Raw genomic sequence first — 21305 nt, forward strand, 5'->3', positions numbered from 1 at the left:
ATTAGGAGCTCTGTATCGGGAACGGGGACAGTGCCACACAGCGGATTATGCCGTCGATAACGGTGCAACCGGCGTCGGTCACTCTACAGCCGAATCGACTCGGTGCGCATGAACACTGCGCTCCTGTCGATTGGGTGGTCCCAGACGCCTGCCCGTCCAGGGCACGCCCAGACGTTTTTGTGCACGCCAACGTAGCCACCTCCGATGACGGGAACAGCCGCAGCCGAGCCCACTGTGACGACGTTTACGTCGACCGTCGACCGTATCGATTCGACCGCCGTCGTGCTAACGGAGACGTACTTTTACGCCGAAGGCGGTGGCCAGCCGGCGGACCGGGGGACGCTCGGTGGTGTCGAGGTTGTCGACGTGCAACACCGGGACGGGGACATCGTCCACGAACTGGCCGAACCGCCGTCTTTCGAGCCGGGTGAGTCGGTCGAAGGCGTAGTCGACGCGGCGTTTCGGACCTACTGTATGCGTGCCCACACGGCCAGTCACGTCCTCTATGGCGCCGGTCGCCGGCTGCTGTCGGACCTCGGCTACGGCGGCTTCGACATCAGCGCGACGGTCCCAGACGATGCCGGTGACGACGACTTCGGGCCAGCTGTCAGCGGGAAGGTGCGGGTGGACTTCGAGACGACGACCGAAATCGACGACTCGACGCTCGCGGAACTCGAGCGGCTGACCAACCGCGCCGTCTGGGAGTCCTACGACGTGACCTGGGAGCAAATCCCGCGCGAGGAGGCGCTGGGCCGCGAGGACATCGCGTTCAACACGAAGACCGAGGAAGGTATCGAGGGCGAGACGGTCCGGGTCGTCACCATCGAGGACTGGGACGTGGCGGCCTGTGGCGGGACACACGTCGGGAACACGCGGGAGATCGGACCGGTGACGGTGCTCGGCCGGTCCAACCCCGGCGAGGGGCTGACCCGCGTCGAGTTCGCCGTCGGCCCGCGGGCGATTCGCCAGCGCGCGACCGAACACGAGCAGTCCAGACGGGCCGCACGGGCACTGGATACGAACGTCGCCGAACTGCCGGACGCCGTGGCGGCCCTGCAGTCAGAGCGCGACGACCTCCGGGATACCGTGGCGACGCTCCGGGAACAACTCGTCGACGCCCGCATCGCCGACCTGCGGGACGACGCCGTCGAGGCGGACGGACGGCGGTGGCTCGTCGGCACCGTCGCGGGACTCGACGCGAACGGGCTGGCCAACCGGGCGGAAGGTGCCGTCGGCGACGCCGTCGACGTGGCCGCGCTGGTGGACGACGACGGCCAGTACCTGGGCGTCGCGACGACCGGCGACGTCGACGCCGGCGAGGTGGTCGACCGCGTGACCGCGGAGTTCGGCGGCGGTGGCGGCGGCCGGCCGACCGTCGCGCAGGGCGGCGGGCTCGACGCCGACGGGGACGACGTCGTCGCGTTCATCCGTGACACGACGGCCGGCGGCGACTGACTTCAGTCCCCCCGCCTCGGCGTCCCGCCGAACCGCGCGACCTCGTTTCGCAGCGCGTCCCGCTTCAGCAGGCCGAATCCGATGAGAATACAGCCGAACCCGACACCAGTGTAGACCGTCGGGGTCTCGCCAAGGAACAGCAGTCCGGTGGCGGCGGCGACGACCGGCGCAGCGTAAGAGACGAGATTGATCTCGATAGGTCCCAGCCGCTCCAGCAGGTCGAAGTAGATGAGAAAGCCCAGCGCGCTGGCGACGACGACCAGATACAGCAGGGCCAGCACGGCTTCACCAGTCCACTGAACATCGGCTATCGATTCAGCGGCCCCGAGGCTGACACCGTGCATAAGCACCGCACCGAGCAGCATCGACCACGCTTCCATCGTCTCTATCTCCAGATCGTCGTCGACCCGACGGGTCAGCACGCTTCCGAGAGCGAAGGCCGTGGCCGCGAGGAACACCAGAACCAGCGAGACAGTCCGGGGGTTGAGGAGGTTTCCCGGGTCGGGGTTGCTGAGGACGCCGACACCGACGAATCCGACGAGCAGGCCGACGATGCCCAGCGTCGTGAGCCGTTCGTCCGGCAGGAACGCCCGCGCGAACCCGGTCGTGAGAATCGGCGAGAGGCTGACGACGATAGCGGCGGCGGCGCTCGTGGTCCCCTGCTCGCCGACGAACAGGAAGATGTGATACGCCGCAATCATGAGTGTGCCGCCGATCCCTATGACGATCCAGTCGGAGCGGCCCTTCGGGAACCACTGGTCGGTAGCGTACACCGCGTAGCCGAGCATCAACACCCCGGCGAGGTCGTACCGGAACGCAGCAAACAGGATCGGTGGGAAGTACTCCAGCCCGGCTTTGATAGCGGTGAATGCGCTGCCCCAGGCGACTGCGAGCGCGACGAAGAGGATTGCGTTACGGAACCGCATCGTCCGCTCAGTCGGCCGCCTCGTCGCCCGGCTCGTAGGTCTCCGCGATAGCGTCGAGCGCCTCGTGATGTTCCGTCGTGTGTGGCGCAGTCAGCGGCGAGACACTGACTTTTCCGTCGACGACGGCGCGGCGGTCCGTCCCCTCGGGGTCGGGGATGTCGCCCTCGGCCATGTGCTCCCAGATGCGGTCGTGGAGGGTCACGGCGTCGCCATCCTGCACAGCGTCCATCTCGTAGAGGTGAGACGGTCGTGTGACCGTCATCTGTGCGTCGCCCCACTCGGCGACGGGGGCGTTGATGTTCAGGTAGTCGCACTGTTCGAACACGCCGGCATCGACGGCGTGGTCGGCGAGGTAGGTCGTCGCTTTCGCTGCCTCGCGGTAGCTGTCGCCGTTAGCTTCGATATCGGCGAACGCAGCGTCCTCGCGGACCGGGATGTACATAGAGACGGCCATCGCCGGCACGTCGAAGAAGGTAGCCTCGACGGCGGCGCTGACGGTCCCCGAGCGGCCGAGAACGTACGCACCGAGGTTCGCCCCGCGGTTACAGCCCGCGACGACGAGGTCAGCGTCGGTGACGAGCGCTTCCAGTCCCGCCACGACGCAGTCTGAGGGCGTCCCTTCGACGGCGTAGCCGAGTTCGTGCTCGTGGACGGTCACTTCGTGGGAAATAGCCCGCCCGACCGCGCTCTGGTCTTCCGCCGGGGCGACAGCGGTCACGTCGCCGACTGTCGAGAGACCGTCGTACACCGCCCGGAGGCCGGCGCTCTCGATTCCGTCGTCGTTCGTCAGCAGAATCGTCGGCTCGTCCATACGTTCCGTGGGGCCGTCTGCGAGAAAAGCCCACCGCTAGCGCGCTCGGTCGACAACCGTCTCGCCGTCGACGACGACGTTGTACGCCTCCTCGTCGTCGTTCCACAGGACCAGCGCGTTCTCGAAGGACAGCAGGTCGCCGTAGTCGGCTTTCCGGAGGTCTTCGTTCAGTATCGACGCCTCTGTGAGGACGGCGAAGTGGTCGACCTGCTGGCTCCCGTCTCCGAGCAAGTACAGCGGGTTTGCGCCCTCCCGCTCGGCGAGGTCGTGGCTGAGCTTCACGCCCAGAAAGTTCACCCGGTCGGTGACGTAGTTCTCGGCGTCGGCCATCGGTGCGTGGATGCCGCGGTCCGGCGTCACGTCGTGCGTTCGCTTCCCGTCGGTTCGCAGGACGCTGTAGGCGAACTGCACGTCCGTGTTGACGAACTCGCCCGTGCCGCCACCGGCGTCGTCGAGCCGTTTTTGCATCGTCGGAACCGCGATGTCCGGCTTGCGGTCGAACGACCACGACTCGCTGTCGGGGGACTGGTGGGGCCAGAGCCGCACCGTCGGCCCGTACACCGTTGCTGGGCCGCCGTCGGCCACCTCCCGTTCGACGGTTCGGAGCTGTATCGCCGTGTTGCGGTCGGCCGGAGCCAGCGCCAGCAACGTCCCGTCGTCGGCGATCGCCTCGACGTACCGGTAGAGCGTCGCCGCCGCGTCGTCGAGTTCGCTGAGGACGTTCCCGAAGATGACGAGGTCGTAGCCGGCGTCGCCGTTCCCGTCTCCGGTCCCATCACTGCCGTCGCCCTCGAACGGCGACGCCGGGTCGAACGCCTCCGCCGTCTCCCGGTGAATCTCCCAGCGGACGTTCCCGCTGCTGTCCTCTAGAAGGTGTTCCAGCACGTCCGCAGCGGCGCTGGGTTCGACCGCGTGATAGTCGAGCAGGGCGTCGTCGGGGAGCAGGTCCCGCAGGGCCAGCGCCGGGCCGCCGACGCCGGCCCCCACGTCCAGCACTCGAAGCTGTGACGGGAGCAGGCCGTCGACGGCGAGGTCCGCGAGGACGTACTTCGCCACGGCGTAGTAGTCCGGGAGGTGGTAGACGGCGTAGCCAAGCGCCGTCAGTTCGTCGTACTCGACGGCCTGCCCGCGGAGGTACCGCTCCTTGATGTCGCGGATGCGCTCGCGGAGCTGGTCGCCGCTGTCGCCGCTGTGCCACTCCAGCCCGCCCCACTCCGTCAGCAGGTCGATGACCTGCTGTTCGTAGCGGTCGGGGAACCGGTCGACGCCGTCGAAAGTCACCGAGAGCCGTTCCTCAGGTGCCGGGACGAAGGTCCCGTCCTCGCGCTCGACGAGACCGAGATCAAAGGCTTCCTCCCGGAGTACCTGCCTCACGACGGCGGGGTGGGGCTGGCCCTCGACGTACTCGTGTAGCTCCTCGGGGTCCAGTGGCCGGACGTTCCGGAGGTACTGGGCGTTGTCGCGTATCTGCTTTCGTGTGTCCTGGTTCATGAGAGTCGCTCGTACAGCCGTTCGAAAGTGTCAGCGTCGGCATCGGCGAGTTCCCTGGCCGCGTCGGCCACGGCGTCCGCGCCGTCGAAGGCGTCTTGGATGTCAGCGTACACCCGCGGGTCGCCGCCGGTGACCTGCTCGACGAGGTCGAACAGACCAGCCGAAATCGGCGTCTGGAACCGGTCCGGCACGTCGGCGGCGGCCATCGCAAACGCGAGCACCGCTGCATGGGCGCTGGCCTGGACCGTCTCCATGGCCTCGTCGTGTTCCGCCGCCGTCGTCTCGAAGCAGTTGTTCCCGGCCGCGGCGAGGGCGTCGACGACGGCCTCGGTCTCTGGCCCCGGTGCGTCGGCGACGACGGCGACGTTGCCGGGCGCGTTCTCGGGGGCGAAAAGCGGGTGAAGGCTGAGTCGCTGGCCGTCGGGCATCGCGTCCTGCATCGCCGCGACGGGGCCGGCCATGCTCCCGGTCACGTCGACGATTGCACCCGTGGCAAGCGGCGCGAACTCGTCGATGGCCGCCCCGGCGACGGGCATCGGCACGGCGACACAGACCACGTCAAAAGTCTCGGCCGCGTCGCTGGCAACAGCGCGCCCGCCGACCGCGTCAGCGGCGGCTTCAGCGGCCGACTGGTCGAGGTCGGTGAAGGCGACGGACGCGTCGGCGTGAGTCCGGACCGTGCGGGCGAACCACCGGCCCATCGCGCCGGCACCGACGACGAGGACGTTCATCGGCCCAGCGTAGCCCGTCCCGTCTCAAAAGCCGTTCGGTCACGCTTCTGCTCGCCGCGACACCGCAGGTGACGATGGACGGGTAGACAGCCGTCGAACAGCCCGCTGTAGTCCGGTTTCCCCCTCCTAAACGCTTATCTGTCGGCCCTGAGAGAACGGTGACATGAAGCGCGTTCGATTCCGTGATACCGCGGGGAACGTCCGGGGGGGTCGCTGGACCGTCGAGGACGGTGAGCCCGTCGTCACCGCCGCCGCCGGACCGTACGGCCGTATCGCCTTTGGCGACGAGTCCTACGACCCCGACGAGGTGGATATCCTGCCGCCCTGCGAGCCGACGAAAGTCGTCTGCATCGGGCGCAACTACGCCGACCACGCCGAGGAGATGGACTCGGAGCTCCCGGACCGGCCGATGCTGTTTCTCAAAGCGCCAAACGCCGTCGCCTCGCACGGCAAGCACCTCACGATGCCCTCGGGGAAGGAGCGCATCGACTACGAGGCGGAACTCGGCGTTGTCATCGGCGAGCAGTGCCGGAACGTCAGCGAATCGGGCGCGATGGATGTCGTCGCAGGGTACACCTGCGTCAACGACATCTCGAACCGCGACGACCAGCGCCAGGAACAGAACTGGGTCCGCGGGAAGGCCTTCGACAACGCCTGTCCCATCGGCCCACTCGTGGCCACCCCAGAACACGTCCCCGAAGACGCCAGCATCGAACTCCGTCTCAACGGCGAGACGAAGCAGTCCTCCTCTCGCGACCACCTCATCTTCTCCGTCCCCGAACTGATCGCCGAAATAACGTCATACATGACGCTGGAACCCGGCGATGTCATCGCCACGGGGACGCCGGAGGGCGTCGGCCCGATGGAAGACGGCGACGAAGTCGAAGTCGAAATCGAAGGTATCGGGACGCTCAAACACAGCGTCAAGATTCCGTAGGCGACCGACATGTCCGTTCCGACGCGGTTCGACGACGATTACTATTCGACAATGATTGCGCCTCTCATCCCCAGGCCTTGGTGCGGTTTACACGAGTACAGGTAGGTCCCGGTTTCCTCGAAGGTGTGCTGATAAGCGCTTCCGTCTTCGGCGACGAGTTCCGAATCGAGCGGCCCATCTCCCTTTGAGACGATGTTGTGGGGACCCCCCTCGCCGGTCCACTCCCAGCGGACGGTCGTCTCAGTCGAAACCTTCAGCGCCGGGGGGTCGAACGCGAACCCCCCGCCGTTGCCTTCCGCGCCGGTTGTGACAGTTGCCGTGTCAGTGCCGGTCCGATCGATAATGGTGCCGTCGAAGTTACTGGATTCTACGAGCCACTCGTCGACCTCTGTGTTGCCTGAAGACGGTGGCTCTTTCACGATAATCGCACCCTTCATCCCATCGTCGCGATGCGGTTCGGAGACGTAGCGGTACTCGCCGGTCTCCTCGAAGAAGTAGTGATACCCCGTCCCGGGCTGGGCGTTTGTTCGGCCGCTGTCAAAGGTACCGTCTACGGCGACTACGTTCTGCTGACCGCCGTGCCCAGTCCAGTCCCAGCGGACTATCGTCCCCGGTGGGACTTCTATGGCCGGTGGGCTGAATGCTAGTCCGCCATCCGTCTCCTGTCCAACCAGGATTGTCGGCCGGGACTCGGGGCCGTACCTGTGGGGTTCGCCGTCGTAGCCGTTGGCATCATCAAGCCAGTCGTCAAGCGATTCAGGCGTCGGTTCAGGCGTCTGTTCAGGCGTCGTGGTTGGCGTCGCAGTTTCGGTCGCTGTTCCGGTTTCGGCCGCTGGTTTCGAACTACTTCCCGAGGACACGCACCCAGCGGTAACGGCGAGCGCTGTCAACCCTGTGCCTGCGAGAAACTGTCTGCGAGTGGAGGGCCGTTGCATAGCAATCTAGCTGTTGTCATTCGATGATAGAAAAGGGAGTGTGCCCTTTCCAGATTCTGGAAACAAACGGTCGCCCTTTATCTGAGGGTGTTTTATATTTCCGACACTGACAGGAAACTGCTACCGGGGTACCGCAGGACATCGGGTCGAAGTATCCCACAGGATTCCCGTCGTTGCCCCGTCATATCGAAACCGAACCGTCCACAGAACCACCTCCACCCGTTCCCTGAGAGGGCCCCTCCGTGGCACACAACGACGCGAGCGAGACACAGGCGCTGTTCGACGCTCTCGCCGACCCTGACTGTCGCGACATACTCAGGGTGCTCGACGAGCCGTTGCCAGCCAAGGAGGTCGCCTCGGTCTGTGATCTTCCCCAGACAAGCACCTACCGGAAGCTCGAACAATTGAGCGAGGCCGAACTGGTCGCCGAGGAAACAGAGGTGCGTGCCGACGGCCATCACGCGACGGCGTACGTCCGGGATTGTGACGGTGTGTTCGTTGGTATCGACGCCGACGGCGCGTTCGAGGTCGACGTTCTGCCGACCGAGGAGCGGCCGAGTGATCGGCTCGCCCTCCTGTGGTCTCGTGTCAGCGAGGAACTATGAACGCAGATATCCCACTCATCGTCATCGGATTCAAGACTGTGACAGTGTTACTCGGTGGGCTTATCACCTACTTCGCTGTTCGCGCAGCAGTGAAAACGAGGGCCACCGGACTCACGTATCTCGCCGTCGGATTCGCGACGATTACTGTCGGCTCGTTGCTCGCCGGCGTCGCAGACCAGCTGTTTGGCTTACCGACCGACGTCGCGCTGATAGTCGAGAACGCGCTCACCGCGGTCGGCTTCGCGGTCATCGCGTACTCGCTGTACGTCACCAGCCGCTCCGCGCTGGTAACACGATAAAAATCTGCCAGACAACGATCCGTTATTCGACGACGACTGCGCCGACCATCCCGAGCGCCTTGTGCGGGACGCAGTTGTAGAGGTAGGTGCCGGTTTCTTCGAACGTGTACTCGTAGGTGGTCCCTTCCTCTGCGACAGCCGAGCCCGAGTCGAGCGGGCCGTCGCCCTCGGATTTGACGTTGTGGCCGGCTCCTTCGCCGGTCCACTCCCAGACAACCGTCGTTCCGGTCGAGACGTTGACCGCTGGCGGGTCGAAGGCGAACGCGCCGCCGTTGCCCTCGGCCCCGACAGCGACTGTGACCTCGTCCTGGTCGGTCATCACGACCATGGAGCCATCGAAGTTCGACGAGTCGCCGACGTAGTCCGCGACCTCGCCCGGCGCTTCGGCGGTTTCCACTCCCCCGCTGCTCTCGGTGTCCATTGACTCGGCATCAGTGGTTTCCATCTCCTCGGCGTCGGTGGCCTCCGTTTCGTCGCTGCCACCATCGCCGCCACTGCCGCCATCGCCGCCGGACCCGCCACAGCCAGCGAGGAGTCCAGCGCCTGATACGGCTGCCGTCGTGCGGATGAACGTCCGCCTGTCGAGGTCGTCTGTCATGCATTTAAACTTATGACTGTGCACGTATAAGCGAGTCGTTTCTGTCGTTTATCAAGAAACAATAATTGAGGTTTTGACCGCTCCGCTGTCCCGGAATACCAACACAGTTCGGACGGGGATTGATGCTGATACAGGCCCGTAGTGGAACTAATGGGAGTGTCTGTTTGTCGATGACTGTCTGGCTTCGCGGAGACCACCTTGTCCGGCGGTCCGGTCCCGTCGCTCGACGACCTGACGAACCGGTGCTTCTGATAGAATCGGAGTCGTTCGCTCGCAAGTTACCGTACCACCCACACAAGCTGATTCTGCTGTTCAGCGCGATGCGGCATTTCCGCGACGAACTGCGCGACGACGGCCGACCGGTCCGCTACCAGCGAGCAGCGACCTTCGAGGACGGACTGGCAGCACATTTCGAAGCCACCCCTGACGACACGCTCGTCACCCACCGACCACAGACTGAGTCTGCACAGTCGCGTCTCGAATCGCTGGTCGCTGATGCCGGCGGAACTGTCGAGTTTGTCGCCGACGAACGCTTCCTCTGCTCACCGTCACAGTTCGACGACTGGTGCAGTAGTGACGGTCGCTACCGTCACGAGGACTTCTATCGGTTCATGCGCCGTGAGACGGGCTACCTGATGGCGAACGGCGACCCCGTCGGCGGCGAGTGGAACTACGACGACCAGAACCGTGAGACGCCGCCCGATGGGTGGACGCCAGCGGACCCCCCGCAGTTCGAGCCCGACGACGTGACCCGGAACGTCGTCGAGTGGGTCGAAACGACCTTCGAGGGAAGCTACGACGAGCGGCCCTACGGCGGTGACTGGGCTGACCCAGACCCGTTCCGCTGGCCGGTCACTCGTCGGCAGGCCGTCCGCGCGCTGGACCACTTCGTCACGGACCGGTTGACTGAGTTCGGCTCGTATCAGGACGCGATGTTAGAGGACGAGTGGGCGATGAGCCACAGTCTGCTTTCCACGTCGCTCAATCTGGGACTCCTCGGCCCTGCGGAGGTCATCGAGCGCGCTATCGCCGCCTACGAGGACGGAGACGCGCCGCTCAACAGCGTCGAGGGGTTCGTCCGGCAGGTGCTGGGCTGGCGTGAGTTCCTCCGGCACGTCTACCGCCGAGAGATGCCGGACCTGAGCGAGGCGAACCAGCTCGGCGCGAGCGAGGCCCTGCCGGATTTCTACTGGGACGGTGACACCGACATGGCCTGTCTCTCCGACGTGGTCGACGGGGTTCGGGAGCGCGGGTACTCACACCACATCGAGCGGCTGATGATTCTCGCCAACTTCGGGCTTATCTACGGCGTCGAGCCGGCACAGCTGAACCGCTGGTTCCACGCCGGCTACGTCGACGCCTTCCACTGGGTGACGACGCCGAACGTCGTCGAGATGGGACTGTACGGCGCGGGCGTGTTCGCCACCAAGCCCTACGCCTCGTCGGCGAATTACGTGGACAAGATGAGCGACTACTGTTCGGGCTGTCCGTATTACAAGACGAAGACCACCGGTGACGGAGCCTGTCCGTTCAATGCGCTGTACTGGGACTTCCTCGACCGCAACGAGGACACGCTCCGGTCGAACCACCGGATGGGGCTGATGTACAGCCACGTCGACAACAAAAGCGACGAGGAACTCACGGAGATCCGCGATCGGGCCACGGAAATTCGGGACATGGCGGCCGAGGGCGAACTCTGAGCGCCGCTGCGGCCTGAACGCGGGTTTGGGGGCTACTCTTCTCCCTCTGTACCGTCAGTCGCCTGCCGCTGTCGCATTTCGTGGCGAGTGAACTGCGGTGACGACAGCGCCGGTCCGCGACTCCGGCGGAACGACCACGCGAGAACTCCGACCACCGCTGCGCTCCCGCCCAGTGCGAGAGCTGCAGGCTGAAGCCCGCTCACGGTGTAGAGGTAGGCACTCACCGGCACGCCGGCACTGGCGACGATACCGAGCAGAAGCCGCTTGGCGAGCACCCGGCTCAGTCCGTCGGAGTCTTCGAGGACAGTCTTGACGAGCAGTTCTTCGCGCTCGACTCTGTCAAGTGTGTCCTCCACCTTCGGCGCTGTCCGCACCGCTGATCGGGTCGACGATGTCACCGCGTCCTCTAGCTCTGTTTGCACCTGCTCTCGCACGTCGTTCACAGCACCTCGCTCCATGACGTACTCGGAAATGATTTCGATGAAGTCGAACTCGGGGTCGAGCGTCCGACAGACGCCTTCGAGGACCGTCGTCACCCGAACCACCAGCGCCAGGTCCTGCGGGAGCCGCATCGGAAACTCGTACAGTTGCGTCTCAAACTGGCCCACTAGCTGCTCGATGCGGTACTCACTGATGTCTTCCCCGCGGAACTGTTCGATGACGATGTCGAACGCCTCCCGCATCACCCCGCGGTCGGCCATCGGGTCTAGCGCGCCCATCTCGACGAAGGCGTCCATCACGCGGTCCACGTCATCAGTCGCCAGTCCGACGTAGAAGTCAAGCAGTTGGTCCTGCGTCCGGGGACCGAGGTAGCCGGTCATCCCGAAATCGTAGAACACGAGCGTCCCGTCTGACTGGACCGCCAGATTCCCGGGATGTGGATCGGCGTGAAAGAGGCCGTCCTCGACGATCATCTGGATGTACACCTCTTCGAGCCGCCGGACGAGTGCCGGCCTGTCGATGCCGAGGTCGTCCAGCCGCTCCACGTCGTCGATCTTCACCCCGTCGAGGTACGTCATCGTCAGCACGCGGTCCGTCGAGTGGCTCTCGACGACATCCGGGATGGCGATGTCGTCGTCGTTTGCGAAGTTGTCGCCAATCTCCCGAAGCATCCGCGCCTCGTGGCCGTAGTCCATCTCCCGGCGGACAGTCGTTGCGAACTCCTCGGTGAGGTTTTCCAGCGTGAACGCCTGACCCGGGTCCGCGCCGTAGGTGAGCACTGGTAGCAGCGTCGACAGTACGCGCAGGTCGGACTCGACGCGCGTTCTGATGTTGGGTCGAAGCACTTTCACAGCGACCCGCTGGCCGTCGACGCGTGCTTCGTACACCTGCCCGAGCGACGCCCCGGAAATCGCCGTGGTGTCAAACTCCTCGAACAGCGCGTCGATATCGTTGCCCAGTTCCCGTTCGATGACGGGCTCGATGGTCGCCCACGCGTCCGGTGGGACGTTGTCCTGCAGTTCAGAGAGCACGTCGACGTACGCTCGCGGCAGCGCGTCGGGCCGGGTCGACAACATCTGTCCGAGTTTGATGAACGCCGGGCCGAGGTCGACAAAGGTGTCTTTCAGGTAGCGTGCGCGCCGCGTCCGGGTTTCGGGGGCCACTGTCCGGGACCGTCCGAACAGAAGGTACCGCTTGCGGTCCCGGCCCCACTGCCAGAGCAGCGGGACGAACTGCCAGACGATGACCAGCGCCCGCCAGAGCGCCCGGAGCCGAACGCCGACGCCGCCTGGCTGTGACACTGTCTGTCCCGTCGGCTCGTCGGCGACACGCTCCTCAGCAGTCACTGTTCGCAACTGAGGCCCGGCGACAAATGAGTCTGCTGGAGACGGTCCTCGCTCAGCGCCGGAGGAAGCCCAACAGCCGATACGCCGAATCCGGCGTGTACCGGCGGAATGCGAGGCTGTTCGCGAGAACGGACACGGACGAGGCGGCCATCGCGGCGGCGGCGAGCACCGGCTGAAGGAGTCCCAGCGAAGCCAGCGGAATCATCACCGTGTTGTACCCCAGCGCCCAGAACAGGTTCTGCTTGATCTTCTGGAGCGTGGCCTCGGAGATTCGGATGGCCTTCACCACGTCGGCGGGGTCGTCCCGGAGCAGCGTCACGTCCCCGGCTTCGATTGCCACATCGGTCCCGGAACCGATGGCACAGCCGACGCTCGCGGCCGCCAGCGCGGGCGCGTCGTTGACGCCGTCGCCGACCATCATCGCCTGGTCGCCGTCGCTCTGGAGGTCGTCGACGGCGTCGGCCTTGTCTTCCGGCAACACGTCGGCCATCACGTTGTCGGGGTCGATGCCGACTTCCTCGGCGACAGCGCGGGCAGTCCGCTCGTTATCGCCGGTGATGAGCCAGACGCCAAGCCCCCGCTCGCGCAAGCCACTGACTGCAGCTTTGGCGGATTCTTTGACCGTGTCTGCGTCGGCGACGATACCGATGAGGCGGTAGTCCGGGTCGCCGTCGCCCTCGATGCCGTCATCGCCTTCGTCCTCGGCCAGCGCGACCAGCATCGCCGTCTTCCCTTCTCGCTCGAGTGTGTCCATCCGGTCCTCTGCCGGAGCGGTGTCGACGCCGGCCTCGGACAGCAGTTTTCGGTTGCCGACGAGGACGCGACCGTGGCGCGTCGTCGCTTTCACGCCTTGGCCGGGGATGTTCTCGAACGCGTCGGGGTCCTCGACCTCGATGCCCCGGTCGCGCGCGCCCTCGACGATAGCCTCGGCCAGCGGGTGCTCGCTGGCGTGTTCGGCGCTGGCTGCGACTTCGAGGACGAACTCTTCGGTCAGCTCGCGCCCGGGCTTGAGCGTCCCGCCGTCCGTAGCGGGACCGACGACTTCCACGTCCGTGAGTTCCATTTCGCCTTTCGTCAGCGTCCCCGTCTTGTCGAAGACGATGGTGTCGACCTCGTGGACGCGTTCGAGCACGTCCCCGCCCTTGAACAGGACGCCGTTGCGTGCGCCGATTGCCGTCCCGACCATCGTCGCCGCGGGCGTCGCCAGCCCCAGCGCACAGGGACAGGCGATCAGGACGGCAGAGGCGAACACGACGACCGCGAACTCGCTCACACCGACGCCGGCCGGGCCGCCCGCGGCCAGCCCCCACAGCGGGAGCGCGTCGACGACGGCCGCCAGCGTCTCCGGCACGACCGCCCACAGCACTGCCCAGAGGACGGCGTTGCCGATGACCGCCGGGACAAAGTACGCCGAGATGCGGTCGGCGACGTTCTGGATGTCGGGCTGGCGTGACTGGGCCTGCCGGACCCGCTCGGCTATCTGCTGGATGGCCGTCTCGGAGCCGACCTTCGTCGCCTCGATTTCGAGGACGCCGTTCTGGTTCACCGTCGAGCCGATGACCTCGTCGCCCTCGCCTTTCTCGACCGGGACGGACTCGCCGGTCACCATCGACTCGTCGACCGCCGAGTCGCCGTCGACGACGACGCCGTCGGTCGGCACCTTCTCGCCCGGCCGGACTTTCAGCCGGTCGCCGACCCCGACCTCGTCGATAGGAATCTCTTCCTCGCTGCCGTCCTCGCGGACGACCGTCGCCGTGTCGGCCTCCATTTCCAGGAGTTGCTGGATGGCGGCCCCGGCCTGACTTTTCGAACGGGCTTCGAGGTAGTTCCCGAGCGTGATGAAGACGAGAATCAGCGCTGCCGTGTCGAAGTACAGCCCCGTGCTCGCGATGAGGTCCGCCAGCGCGGCCACTGAGTAGAGGTACGCTGTCGAGGACCCCAGCGCGATGAGGACATCCATGTTCGCCCGCCCGTTGTTGACAAGCGCCTTGTAGGAATTCTCGTAGAAGGGCTTGCCAAGCAGTATCTGGACCGGCGTCGCCAGCGCGAAGGCAACCCAGCCCTGTGGTACCCCCAGAATCGTCTCGCGGACGAGCCCGAGCGAGAACAGGTGGTCCGCCATGAACAGCAAGAGGGGGGCCGAGAGAACCGCTCCAAACAGCGTGAGCCGAAGTTGTCTGCGCGTCTCCTCGTTGCGCGCGGCGGCGCGGCGATCAGCGCCGGACTGCTCACCGCCGTCGCTGTCGTCGGCGTTTGCACTCTCGCTGCTCTCTCTTACGGGCGTGTAGCCGGCGGATTCGATAGCGTCGTAGAGGTCCGAACGCGACACGTCGGCCGGGTTGTAGGTGACCTGACCTTCGTCGGTGGCGTAGTTCACGCTGGCTTCGATGACGCCTGCAGTCTCCTCCAGCGCCTCCTCGTTTGCCTCCGCGCAGTTCGCACACGACATATCGGTGATGCCGATGGTCACCGTCTCCGTCGCCACGCCGTAGCCAGCGTCCTGTACGGCAGTGACGATGTCAGCTAGCGATACCACATCGGAGTCGTACTCGACGCTCCCCTCGTCGGTGGCGTAGTTCGCGTCGACGGATGTAATCCCGTCCAGTTCGCCCACCGACTCTTCGATGGTGCCCGCGCAGTTGGCACAACTCATTCCCGTCAGTTCGAGCCGGGTGGTCCGGTTGCTCATCTTGTCTTACTGTACGCCCCCCGTATTCATGCGGTTTGTCCCTTTGACTCGAAGGTCAGACCCGGCTGCTTAATTTAGAACTAAACTCGAATAGCCGATAAGTTTCCATTCTGAACCCCGAACCGGTTCAGGCCCCTTCTTTGAGCGATTCGTACTGGTCGACGAACCGCTCGGCACAGGAGCCACAGCAGAAGTAGTACCGCTCCCCGCCGAGCGTTCGCTGTTCCCCCTCCTCGTCGACGGAGTTGCCACACTCCGCGCAGTCGGGCGCGAACTCCGCCGCACCCAGCCCGGCGGTCCATTCGGTGTCCGCAATCATCCGGACCTCGTAGCGATCCACGTCCCCGAGGTCGACGTGTTGGGAGAGGAGGTCGCTCGCGTCGGCCTGAGAGACGTTCGCCACCAGTACGACTCGGCCACCAGCGGTCCGATAGACCCGCTCGACGGCGTCTGCGTCGCTGACCGCTGTAGCGATGTCGGCGGCCCGACCCGGCTTCGCAGTGACTTCGATCAGAACCGGCACGCCGGCCTGTAGCAGTGAGCGGTCGATATCGACGGTAAATCCCTGTATCAGTCCCATTTCGACGAGCCTGTCGACCCGATCGGAGACGGCAGGGGCCGAGAGGTCAACTCGTTCAGCGATGTCGCTGTATGGTCGCCTCGCGTCTTCGAGTAGCAGTCGGAGAATTTCGTGGTCCGTGTCGTCGAGTCCGGGCATACCGGACCAACTTCCAGCGCCGGTTTATGTGTTGTGTCCACCCGCGTCTGTGCCACAGAGCTGCCTTCAGGTACGAGCTGGCTTGCGAATTAGACTAGTCTAATACTATAGTTAGATAGAAACTATTATATTCTTCTCCGACAGCAAGCCACACATGGAAACTAACCAACCCTGCGACGAGCGGCCGTATGGAGTCACCCGCAGGCAGGCACTCAGTGCCGGAGCCGGAGCCCTTGCGACCGGCTTTGCCGGCTGCCTGACCGGCGGCGGGAGAGAGGCGGCATCGACTAGCAGCGGCGGGACGGACGGTTCGGACGGACCGGTTGCGGTCGCGTCGTTCTTCAGCTTCTACGACTTCGCCCGCAAGGTCGCACGCGGGACGCCGATAACGGTCAAGAACCTCATCCCGACTGGGTTGCACGGCCACGGCTGGGAACCGGACGCCGGGATCACGCGAGATATCATCGACGCGGACGCGTTCATCCACGTCGGCCCGGACTTCCAGCCATGGGCCGACCGCGCGATTCAGACGCTCAAAGACGACAACGTCGATACCGACCTCATCAATGTCCGCGAGGGTATCGAACTCGAATCGCTCGCGGCGAGCCTTGACCGCGACGAAGAGGGCGTCGGGCAGAACAGAGCCAGCGACCCTCATTTCTGGCTTGACCCACAGCGCGCGAAACAGTCGGTCGACAACATCACCGAGGGGCTGGTCGCGCTCGCCCCGGACGCTGAAGACACGCTCCGGGACAACGCCGAGACGTACAACGCTGAGGTCCTCGACCGCATCGACGCGGACTACGCCGATATTTTCGACCGGGCCGACAGAAACGTGGTCCAGCTCGCGGCGCACAACGCATTCCAGTACATCGGAACGCGCTATGGCGTCGAGATGCGCCCGCTTGTGGTTAACCTCGCTGCCAGCGGTGACGTGAAACCCTCTGACATCACTGAGGCGAAAGCGGTCATCGAGGACAACGATATCCGGTACATCGGAGCCGGCGTCTTCGAGACGCGCAAACCAGCGAAGCAGCTACTCGCCGAAACACCGGTCGAAGCCTACTACCCGGTGACGCCATATGCTGGCGTCCGTGAGGAGTGGGTCGAAAACGGCTGGGGATACGAGGAAATCGCTTACCAGATAAATATGCCGACGTTCGAGGTCGTTCTGGGCAACACGGCTCCTGAAGACGCGGGCCCCGACGGCTGGAGCGAGAAGTGGCGGAATTTCGAATAAAGATGGCCATGCGCTCACACCACCGAGACGATACCGACGAAGCGACGACCGACTCGAACGAAAGCAGGTCATCAGTCGTCGAACTCACAGACGTGTCGTTCGGGTACACGTCCACGCCTGTCGTCGAAGACATCACTGTCAGCATCGACGCCGGAGAGTACGTCGCCGTTGTCGGCCCCAACGGGTCCGGCAAGTCGACGCTCATGCAGTTGCTGCTCGGCCTGCTGGAGCCAGATAGCGGGACTGCAAAGCTGTTCGGCGTCGACGCGACGGCGTTCGACGACGGAGCCAAGGTCGGCTACGTCGCACAGCGTGCCGGGGCGAGCCGGGAGATGCCCATCACAGTCCGCGAAGTGGTGAAGATGGGCCGGTTCCCACACGTCGGGTTCGGACGTCTTTCCGCAGCCGATTGGCGTATCGTCGACAGGGCCATCGACACGGTCGGGATGTCTGCCTTTGCCGACCGGCGAATCACCCAGCTTTCCGGCGGGCAGCGCCAGCGTGCGTTCATCGCTCGGGCGCTCGCGGGTGAGGCTGACCTGCTCGTGCTGGACGAACCGACCGTCGGCGTGGACACCGAATCAGTCGACGCCTTCTACGGACTGCTCGAATCGCTCCACGCCGAGGGCATCACCGTCCTGCTTATCGAACACGACCTGCAGGCCGTCATCGAACACGCGGAGCGCGTCATCTGTCTGAACCGGGAGATCTACTTCGACGGGCCATCGGCGGAATTCACCGACAGTGCGGCGCTGGCCAGAGCGTTCGGGACGGGTGCACAGTCGTTGACCGGAGGCAACCGATGACGTTCGCGTTTGCGGCCGGCGGCGTCTACGAGGCGTTCGTCCCGATCCTCGACGTGTGGTACTGGCTTTTGGCACTGCTCTACCACCTGACCGGACTGGAGCTTATCAACCCCGAATACACGTTCATGTACCGGGCGATACTGGTCGGGCTGTGCGTCGGTGTTATCGCACCACTCATCGGAACTTTTCTTGTCCACCGCCAGCTCGCCCTCATCGGGGATGCACTCGCCCACACGGCTTTCGCCGGCGTTGCCGTCGGGCTGTTTCTCAACGCCGTCCTCGAACTGAGCGTGTCGCCGTATCTCACCGCTGTCGTCGTGGCCGTCATCGCGGCGCTGCTCATCGAACTAATCTCCGAGGCGACCGACGCCTACAACGACGTATCGATGGCGATTGTCCTCTCAACGGGGTTCGCACTTGGGACGGTTCTCATCAGCCTCAACGCTGGTGGGCTGGCCGTGGGTATCAATCAGTACCTCTTTGGTAACCTCTCGACGGTGTCTGCCGAGAACGCGGTCATCATGCTCGGGCTGTTCAGCGTCATCGTTGCAACGGTCGGGATCACCAGAAACCAATTGCTGTACGTCACGTTTGACGAAACCGCCGCCGCCGTCTCCGGACTGCCGGTCGCCTGGTACAACCGGATTATGGTGATGCTGACGGCGCTCGTCGTGGTCGGCGCGATGCAGATTATGGGCGTCATCCTCGTCGCGGCCATGCTGGTCGTCCCGGTTGCCGGCGCGACGCAGGTGTCCCGGAGCTTCTCGGAATCACTGCTGGTCTCGATTGTGCTGGCCGAACTCGCCGTCCTGCTCGGCATCGGTATCTCGTACTACGTCGGTGCAACAGCCGGCGGCGTCATCGTACTCGTCGCAGTCGGGATCTACGTCCTCTCGGTTCTCGTCGGGAAGGTCCGACAGAGGGGCGCGCCGGACGAAGCGCGGGAACTTGACAGCATCAGTCAGGACTGAACGCCGGTCTCGACTGGGGGCGGTGGGTGCAACTGAGAGCCACGGCTGGCGGCGACACGCTGGCCGACGGGCGAGTCACCGGAACGCATCACAGTCGCTGCTCGCGCTCTGCCAGTGGACGACGTCGTCCCCGGTGTACTCGACAATGATGTCGTAACACGCGTCGTCGTCGAACGTCGTCTCCGCAGAGAGATCGGTCCCGGCGATGGCCGTCGCTATCGTTATTTTGCCCTGTCTGTCCGGCAGCGCATCGTCCAGTTCCACTGCACCGTCTGCCCCAGCCCTCACAGTGTGTGTCTCCTCGTACACCGTCTCGCGGTCGACCGTGACCGTGAATTCGAACTCATGTGTCGCTGAACCGGTGTTGGTTAGCCGTACGCCGGCAAGTCGAGCGCTCGCAGGACTGAGTGCTACACACCCCGAGAGGGCAGCGAGTGTTGCTGCTGTGAGGATACTCCGTCTGGAGGGCATCACCCGGGGCTGGTCAACCGTTTAACAAAAGTCTTCTGTCGGCTCAAGACAGCCGAACTGCTCGTCTCAGACACCCGCCTGCGCCGCGATGGTCGAGACCATCGTTTCCCACAGCGAGAACCCCATCGTCACGCTCAGGGCGAAGTCCGCGGCGAAAAACAGGAACAGCCCTGCGCCGAGGAAGTGCGCTTTCCGCAGGTCGAAACGGTGGGTGAACCGGTGGAAAAACAGCGCGTTGACGAGGCTCACTGGAATGATGGCGAGCATCTCCCCGGTCCAGATAGCGCTGGCGTGGGCGCTGTACTGAGCGGCAAGCGTGATGGTGATGAGTTGGGTCTTGTCCCCGAACTCGCCGAAGGCCATCATCGCGAAGATGGGCAGGAAGCCGCCGAGCTTGTTCGGCACTTGCCAGTCGACGACGGGAACGCGAACGTCTAGCTGTCCGCCGTCAGTGGTGAACCCGGACGCGGGTTCCTGCTGCTCTGTGTCGGCTGCCGGGGCACTGCGGACCAGCAGTATCGCGAACAGCAGGAACATCCCGGCGGTGAGGCTTTCAAGAACGATACCGGGTAGTACCGCCGTGATTGCGGAGCCGAACCAGATCTCCAGTGCCGTCCAGCCGGCGAAGGCGGTGCCCGCGGCGCTGACGACGAGGAACGGATTGAACCGCGTCGACAGGCCGGCGATGATGAACTGTACTTTCTCGCCGGGGAGGACCGCAAGCTGTGCACCGGCTGCTATCGCGACCACTGTCAGCCACGTCGCGTCGCTCACGCCTGACTCACTCCGTCCTCGCCCTGCGTATCCGGTGCGCGGACCTGAATCGCATCGGCGATGTGGTCCGGGAGCGACACTGACGACCCGCTCTCTAGCTGGACCGTCACCATCCCGATGGGCGCGACCTCCTCGACAGTCAACACGGTCCCCGGCGTGACGCCGGCGTCGGAGAGATACGTGAGTTCGTCGGGGTCGCGGTCCCGGACACGTGCGACTTCGAGTCGCCCACCTTCGCTGTGCTCTGACAGCGCCGTCGCGGACTCGTCGTCAAGGGGGTCGAGCGAATCGCTGGGAATCGGGTCCCCGTGGGGGTCAAACTCCGGTTCGTCGAGGACCGCCGCAACTCGGCGCTCGAACTCCTCGCTGATGTGGTGTTCGAGTACCTCCGCTTCCTCGTGGACTTCGGCCCAGTCGTACCCCAACTGCTCCGTGAGAAACGTCTCGAGCAGGCGGTGATGGCGGATGATCTCGAGGGCGACTGTCTCGCCTTCCGGGGTTGTCTGTACGCCCTTGTACTTCTCGCGTTCGATCAGCCCGCGGTCGGCCAGTTTTTCCACCATACTGGTGACGGTCGGTGCGGTCACGTCCAGCATCTCGGCGATAGTAGACGGAGCAATCGGCGGGTCGCCGTCCCGCTCGAGGCGATAGATGGCTTTCAGATAATCCTCCATCTTGGCACTCAGCATACACCGGATTAGACGAATCTAACGCAAAAAATTGACGGTTCCAACAACTTCGTGCGCCCGGCCGCCTGCTGTCACTCGTCGGCGGCGTATGTTTCTCGTCGGTTCCGGGTCAGGAGCCACAGAAACAGATAGCCGATGGCACCCAGAACGAACAGCGTTGCGGGGATGAGAAACGGTCCGAACGTCCGAACGAGCGTCTCGATCCCCGACAAACCGACCATACCCTAGGTAGGGACGTTGCCCTGATAAACCTCAAGGGTACGCGGAGACGGCGACCGGTGCCCTCTTCGGAACCCTGTGAGTTGTGGCGCAAAAGCGGTACCGCGGTCGGATTCAGTGTGGTCTGTTTAGATGAGGTCCTGATCTTCCAGCGAGGCCATGACGTCGTCGACGAAATCGTCGACACTCTCGTACGGGAACTCCCCGTTGAGCTTCGTGTTCAGTTCCATCGCTGTCATCGAGAAGTCACCGGACTCGAACTTCGTTGACGGGCCGCCCGGAAGTGCCGGAACGAGGTCCATCGGACTGGAAATCGGGTAGTCAGCTTCCTCGAACGCATCAACGAACTGTGATCTGAGGTCTTCTTTGTCAACCATGGTCGGACGTTGTGCGAGTGTTATGATAAAAGGTTCGACATCGGTACACTTTCCCATTGTTTTGAGTTTATTCGAA

General features: G+C 64.5%; 22 protein-coding genes. 8 read left to right on the forward strand and 14 right to left on the reverse strand.

Going from position 1 to position 21305, the window contains the following annotated elements; translation table 11 throughout:
- The first annotated feature begins 204 nt into the window (after positions 1-204).
- Positions 205-1455, forward strand: a complete 1251-nt coding sequence (locus DVK01_RS11565; RefSeq protein WP_121536779.1) for a DHHA1 domain-containing protein — start codon at positions 205-207, stop codon at positions 1453-1455.
- A 2-nt stretch (positions 1456-1457) separates the two neighbouring features.
- Here the strand turns inward: DVK01_RS11565 and DVK01_RS11570 are convergent, their stop codons facing one another.
- The 4 genes from DVK01_RS11570 to DVK01_RS11585 are packed head-to-tail and all read right to left on the reverse strand — an operon-like array spanning position 1458 to position 5414.
- A complete protein-coding gene (locus DVK01_RS11570; protein ID WP_121536781.1) occupies positions 1458-2381 on the reverse strand; it encodes a DMT family transporter in 924 nt (307 codons plus the stop codon).
- A gap of 7 nt (positions 2382-2388) precedes the next feature.
- Positions 2389-3192, reverse strand: a complete 804-nt coding sequence (surE, locus tag DVK01_RS11575) for a 5'/3'-nucleotidase SurE (RefSeq protein ID WP_101349752.1) — start codon at positions 3190-3192, stop codon at positions 2389-2391.
- 36 nt (positions 3193-3228) lie between these two features.
- Positions 3229-4683: a small ribosomal subunit Rsm22 family protein gene (locus DVK01_RS11580; RefSeq protein WP_121536783.1), complete on the reverse strand. Its 1455-nt coding sequence runs from the start codon at positions 4681-4683 to the stop codon at positions 3229-3231.
- Entirely contained in the window at positions 4680-5414 is a 735-nt protein-coding gene (locus DVK01_RS11585) for a prephenate dehydrogenase/arogenate dehydrogenase family protein (protein ID WP_121536785.1), read from the reverse strand. The genes DVK01_RS11580 and DVK01_RS11585 overlap by 4 nt, the downstream gene beginning before the upstream one ends.
- Before the next feature lie 163 nt (positions 5415-5577).
- On the opposite strand from DVK01_RS11585, the gene DVK01_RS11590 reads away from it, so the two are divergent.
- Positions 5578-6351: a fumarylacetoacetate hydrolase family protein gene (locus tag DVK01_RS11590; RefSeq protein ID WP_101349755.1), complete on the forward strand. Its 774-nt coding sequence runs from the start codon at positions 5578-5580 to the stop codon at positions 6349-6351.
- A 41-nt stretch (positions 6352-6392) separates the two neighbouring features.
- Here DVK01_RS11590 and DVK01_RS11595 read toward each other — a convergent pair whose 3' ends face one another.
- Complete coding sequence (locus DVK01_RS11595) at positions 6393-7211, reverse strand: halocyanin domain-containing protein (protein WP_121536787.1); 819 nt, start codon at positions 7209-7211, stop codon at positions 6393-6395.
- 317 nt (positions 7212-7528) lie between these two features.
- Here DVK01_RS11595 and DVK01_RS11600 point away from each other — a divergent pair, with 317 nt between their 5' ends.
- Together DVK01_RS11600 and DVK01_RS11605 are read left to right on the forward strand one after the other, a co-directional pair.
- A complete protein-coding gene (locus DVK01_RS11600) occupies positions 7529-7891 on the forward strand; it encodes a helix-turn-helix domain-containing protein (protein WP_101349757.1) in 363 nt (120 codons plus the stop codon).
- The gene (locus DVK01_RS11605) at positions 7888-8190 is read left to right on the forward strand and encodes a hypothetical protein (protein ID WP_101349758.1); all 303 of its coding nucleotides are present in this window, start codon (positions 7888-7890) and stop codon (positions 8188-8190) included. Before DVK01_RS11600 ends, DVK01_RS11605 begins: the two co-directional genes overlap by 4 nt.
- Before the next feature lie 22 nt (positions 8191-8212).
- Here DVK01_RS11605 and DVK01_RS11610 read toward each other — a convergent pair whose 3' ends face one another.
- Complete coding sequence (locus tag DVK01_RS11610; RefSeq protein ID WP_101349759.1) at positions 8213-8788, reverse strand: halocyanin domain-containing protein; 576 nt, start codon at positions 8786-8788, stop codon at positions 8213-8215.
- 170 nt (positions 8789-8958) lie between these two features.
- Here DVK01_RS11610 and DVK01_RS11615 point away from each other — a divergent pair, with 170 nt between their 5' ends.
- On the forward strand, positions 8959-10488 hold the full coding sequence (locus DVK01_RS11615) for a cryptochrome/photolyase family protein (protein WP_121536789.1): 1530 nt from the start codon (positions 8959-8961) through the stop codon (positions 10486-10488).
- A gap of 32 nt (positions 10489-10520) precedes the next feature.
- On the opposite strand, the gene DVK01_RS11620 is transcribed toward DVK01_RS11615, so the two are convergent.
- From DVK01_RS11620 to DVK01_RS11630, 3 genes are all read right to left on the reverse strand, one after another.
- The gene (locus DVK01_RS11620) at positions 10521-12275 is read right to left on the reverse strand and encodes an AarF/ABC1/UbiB kinase family protein (RefSeq protein WP_101349761.1); all 1755 of its coding nucleotides are present in this window, start codon (positions 12273-12275) and stop codon (positions 10521-10523) included.
- A 52-nt stretch (positions 12276-12327) separates the two neighbouring features.
- Positions 12328-14964 (reverse strand): heavy metal translocating P-type ATPase, encoded by a 2637-nt coding sequence (locus DVK01_RS11625; RefSeq protein WP_121536791.1) that lies wholly within the window; start codon positions 14962-14964, stop codon positions 12328-12330.
- A gap of 127 nt (positions 14965-15091) precedes the next feature.
- The gene (locus DVK01_RS11630) at positions 15092-15682 is read right to left on the reverse strand and encodes an Lrp/AsnC family transcriptional regulator (RefSeq protein WP_101349763.1); all 591 of its coding nucleotides are present in this window, start codon (positions 15680-15682) and stop codon (positions 15092-15094) included.
- A 154-nt stretch (positions 15683-15836) separates the two neighbouring features.
- Here DVK01_RS11630 and DVK01_RS11635 point away from each other — a divergent pair, with 154 nt between their 5' ends.
- From DVK01_RS11635 to DVK01_RS11645, 3 genes are read left to right on the forward strand one after another with little or no spacing between them, the layout of a single operon-like run.
- The gene (locus DVK01_RS11635) at positions 15837-16922 is read left to right on the forward strand and encodes a metal ABC transporter substrate-binding protein (protein WP_101349764.1); all 1086 of its coding nucleotides are present in this window, start codon (positions 15837-15839) and stop codon (positions 16920-16922) included.
- 2 nt (positions 16923-16924) lie between these two features.
- Positions 16925-17728: a metal ABC transporter ATP-binding protein gene (locus DVK01_RS11640; protein ID WP_101349765.1), complete on the forward strand. Its 804-nt coding sequence runs from the start codon at positions 16925-16927 to the stop codon at positions 17726-17728.
- Complete coding sequence (locus DVK01_RS11645; protein WP_101349766.1) at positions 17725-18699, forward strand: metal ABC transporter permease; 975 nt, start codon at positions 17725-17727, stop codon at positions 18697-18699. The genes DVK01_RS11640 and DVK01_RS11645 overlap by 4 nt, the downstream gene beginning before the upstream one ends.
- A gap of 75 nt (positions 18700-18774) precedes the next feature.
- On the opposite strand, the gene DVK01_RS11650 is transcribed toward DVK01_RS11645, so the two are convergent.
- From DVK01_RS11650 to DVK01_RS11665, 5 genes are all read right to left on the reverse strand, one after another.
- Entirely contained in the window at positions 18775-19170 is a 396-nt protein-coding gene (locus DVK01_RS11650) for a hypothetical protein (RefSeq protein WP_121536793.1), read from the reverse strand.
- A 66-nt stretch (positions 19171-19236) separates the two neighbouring features.
- On the reverse strand, positions 19237-19944 hold the full coding sequence (locus tag DVK01_RS11655) for a TMEM165/GDT1 family protein (RefSeq protein WP_101349768.1): 708 nt from the start codon (positions 19942-19944) through the stop codon (positions 19237-19239).
- Positions 19941-20633, reverse strand: coding sequence for a metal-dependent transcriptional regulator (locus DVK01_RS11660; protein WP_198560226.1), 693 nt, complete (start codon positions 20631-20633; stop codon positions 19941-19943). The genes DVK01_RS11655 and DVK01_RS11660 overlap by 4 nt, the downstream gene beginning before the upstream one ends.
- A 71-nt stretch (positions 20634-20704) precedes the next feature.
- Positions 20705-20854 (reverse strand): hypothetical protein, encoded by a 150-nt coding sequence (locus tag DVK01_RS22235; RefSeq protein WP_170083661.1) that lies wholly within the window; start codon positions 20852-20854, stop codon positions 20705-20707.
- A gap of 126 nt (positions 20855-20980) precedes the next feature.
- On the reverse strand, positions 20981-21229 hold the full coding sequence (locus tag DVK01_RS11665) for an MTH865 family protein (protein WP_004515677.1): 249 nt from the start codon (positions 21227-21229) through the stop codon (positions 20981-20983).
- Positions 21230-21305 lie beyond the last annotated feature (76 nt).

This window comes from Haloarcula sp. Atlit-120R (genome assembly GCF_003665885.1).
Taxonomy (GTDB): Archaea; Halobacteriota; Halobacteria; order Halobacteriales; family Haloarculaceae; genus Haloarcula; species Haloarcula taiwanensis.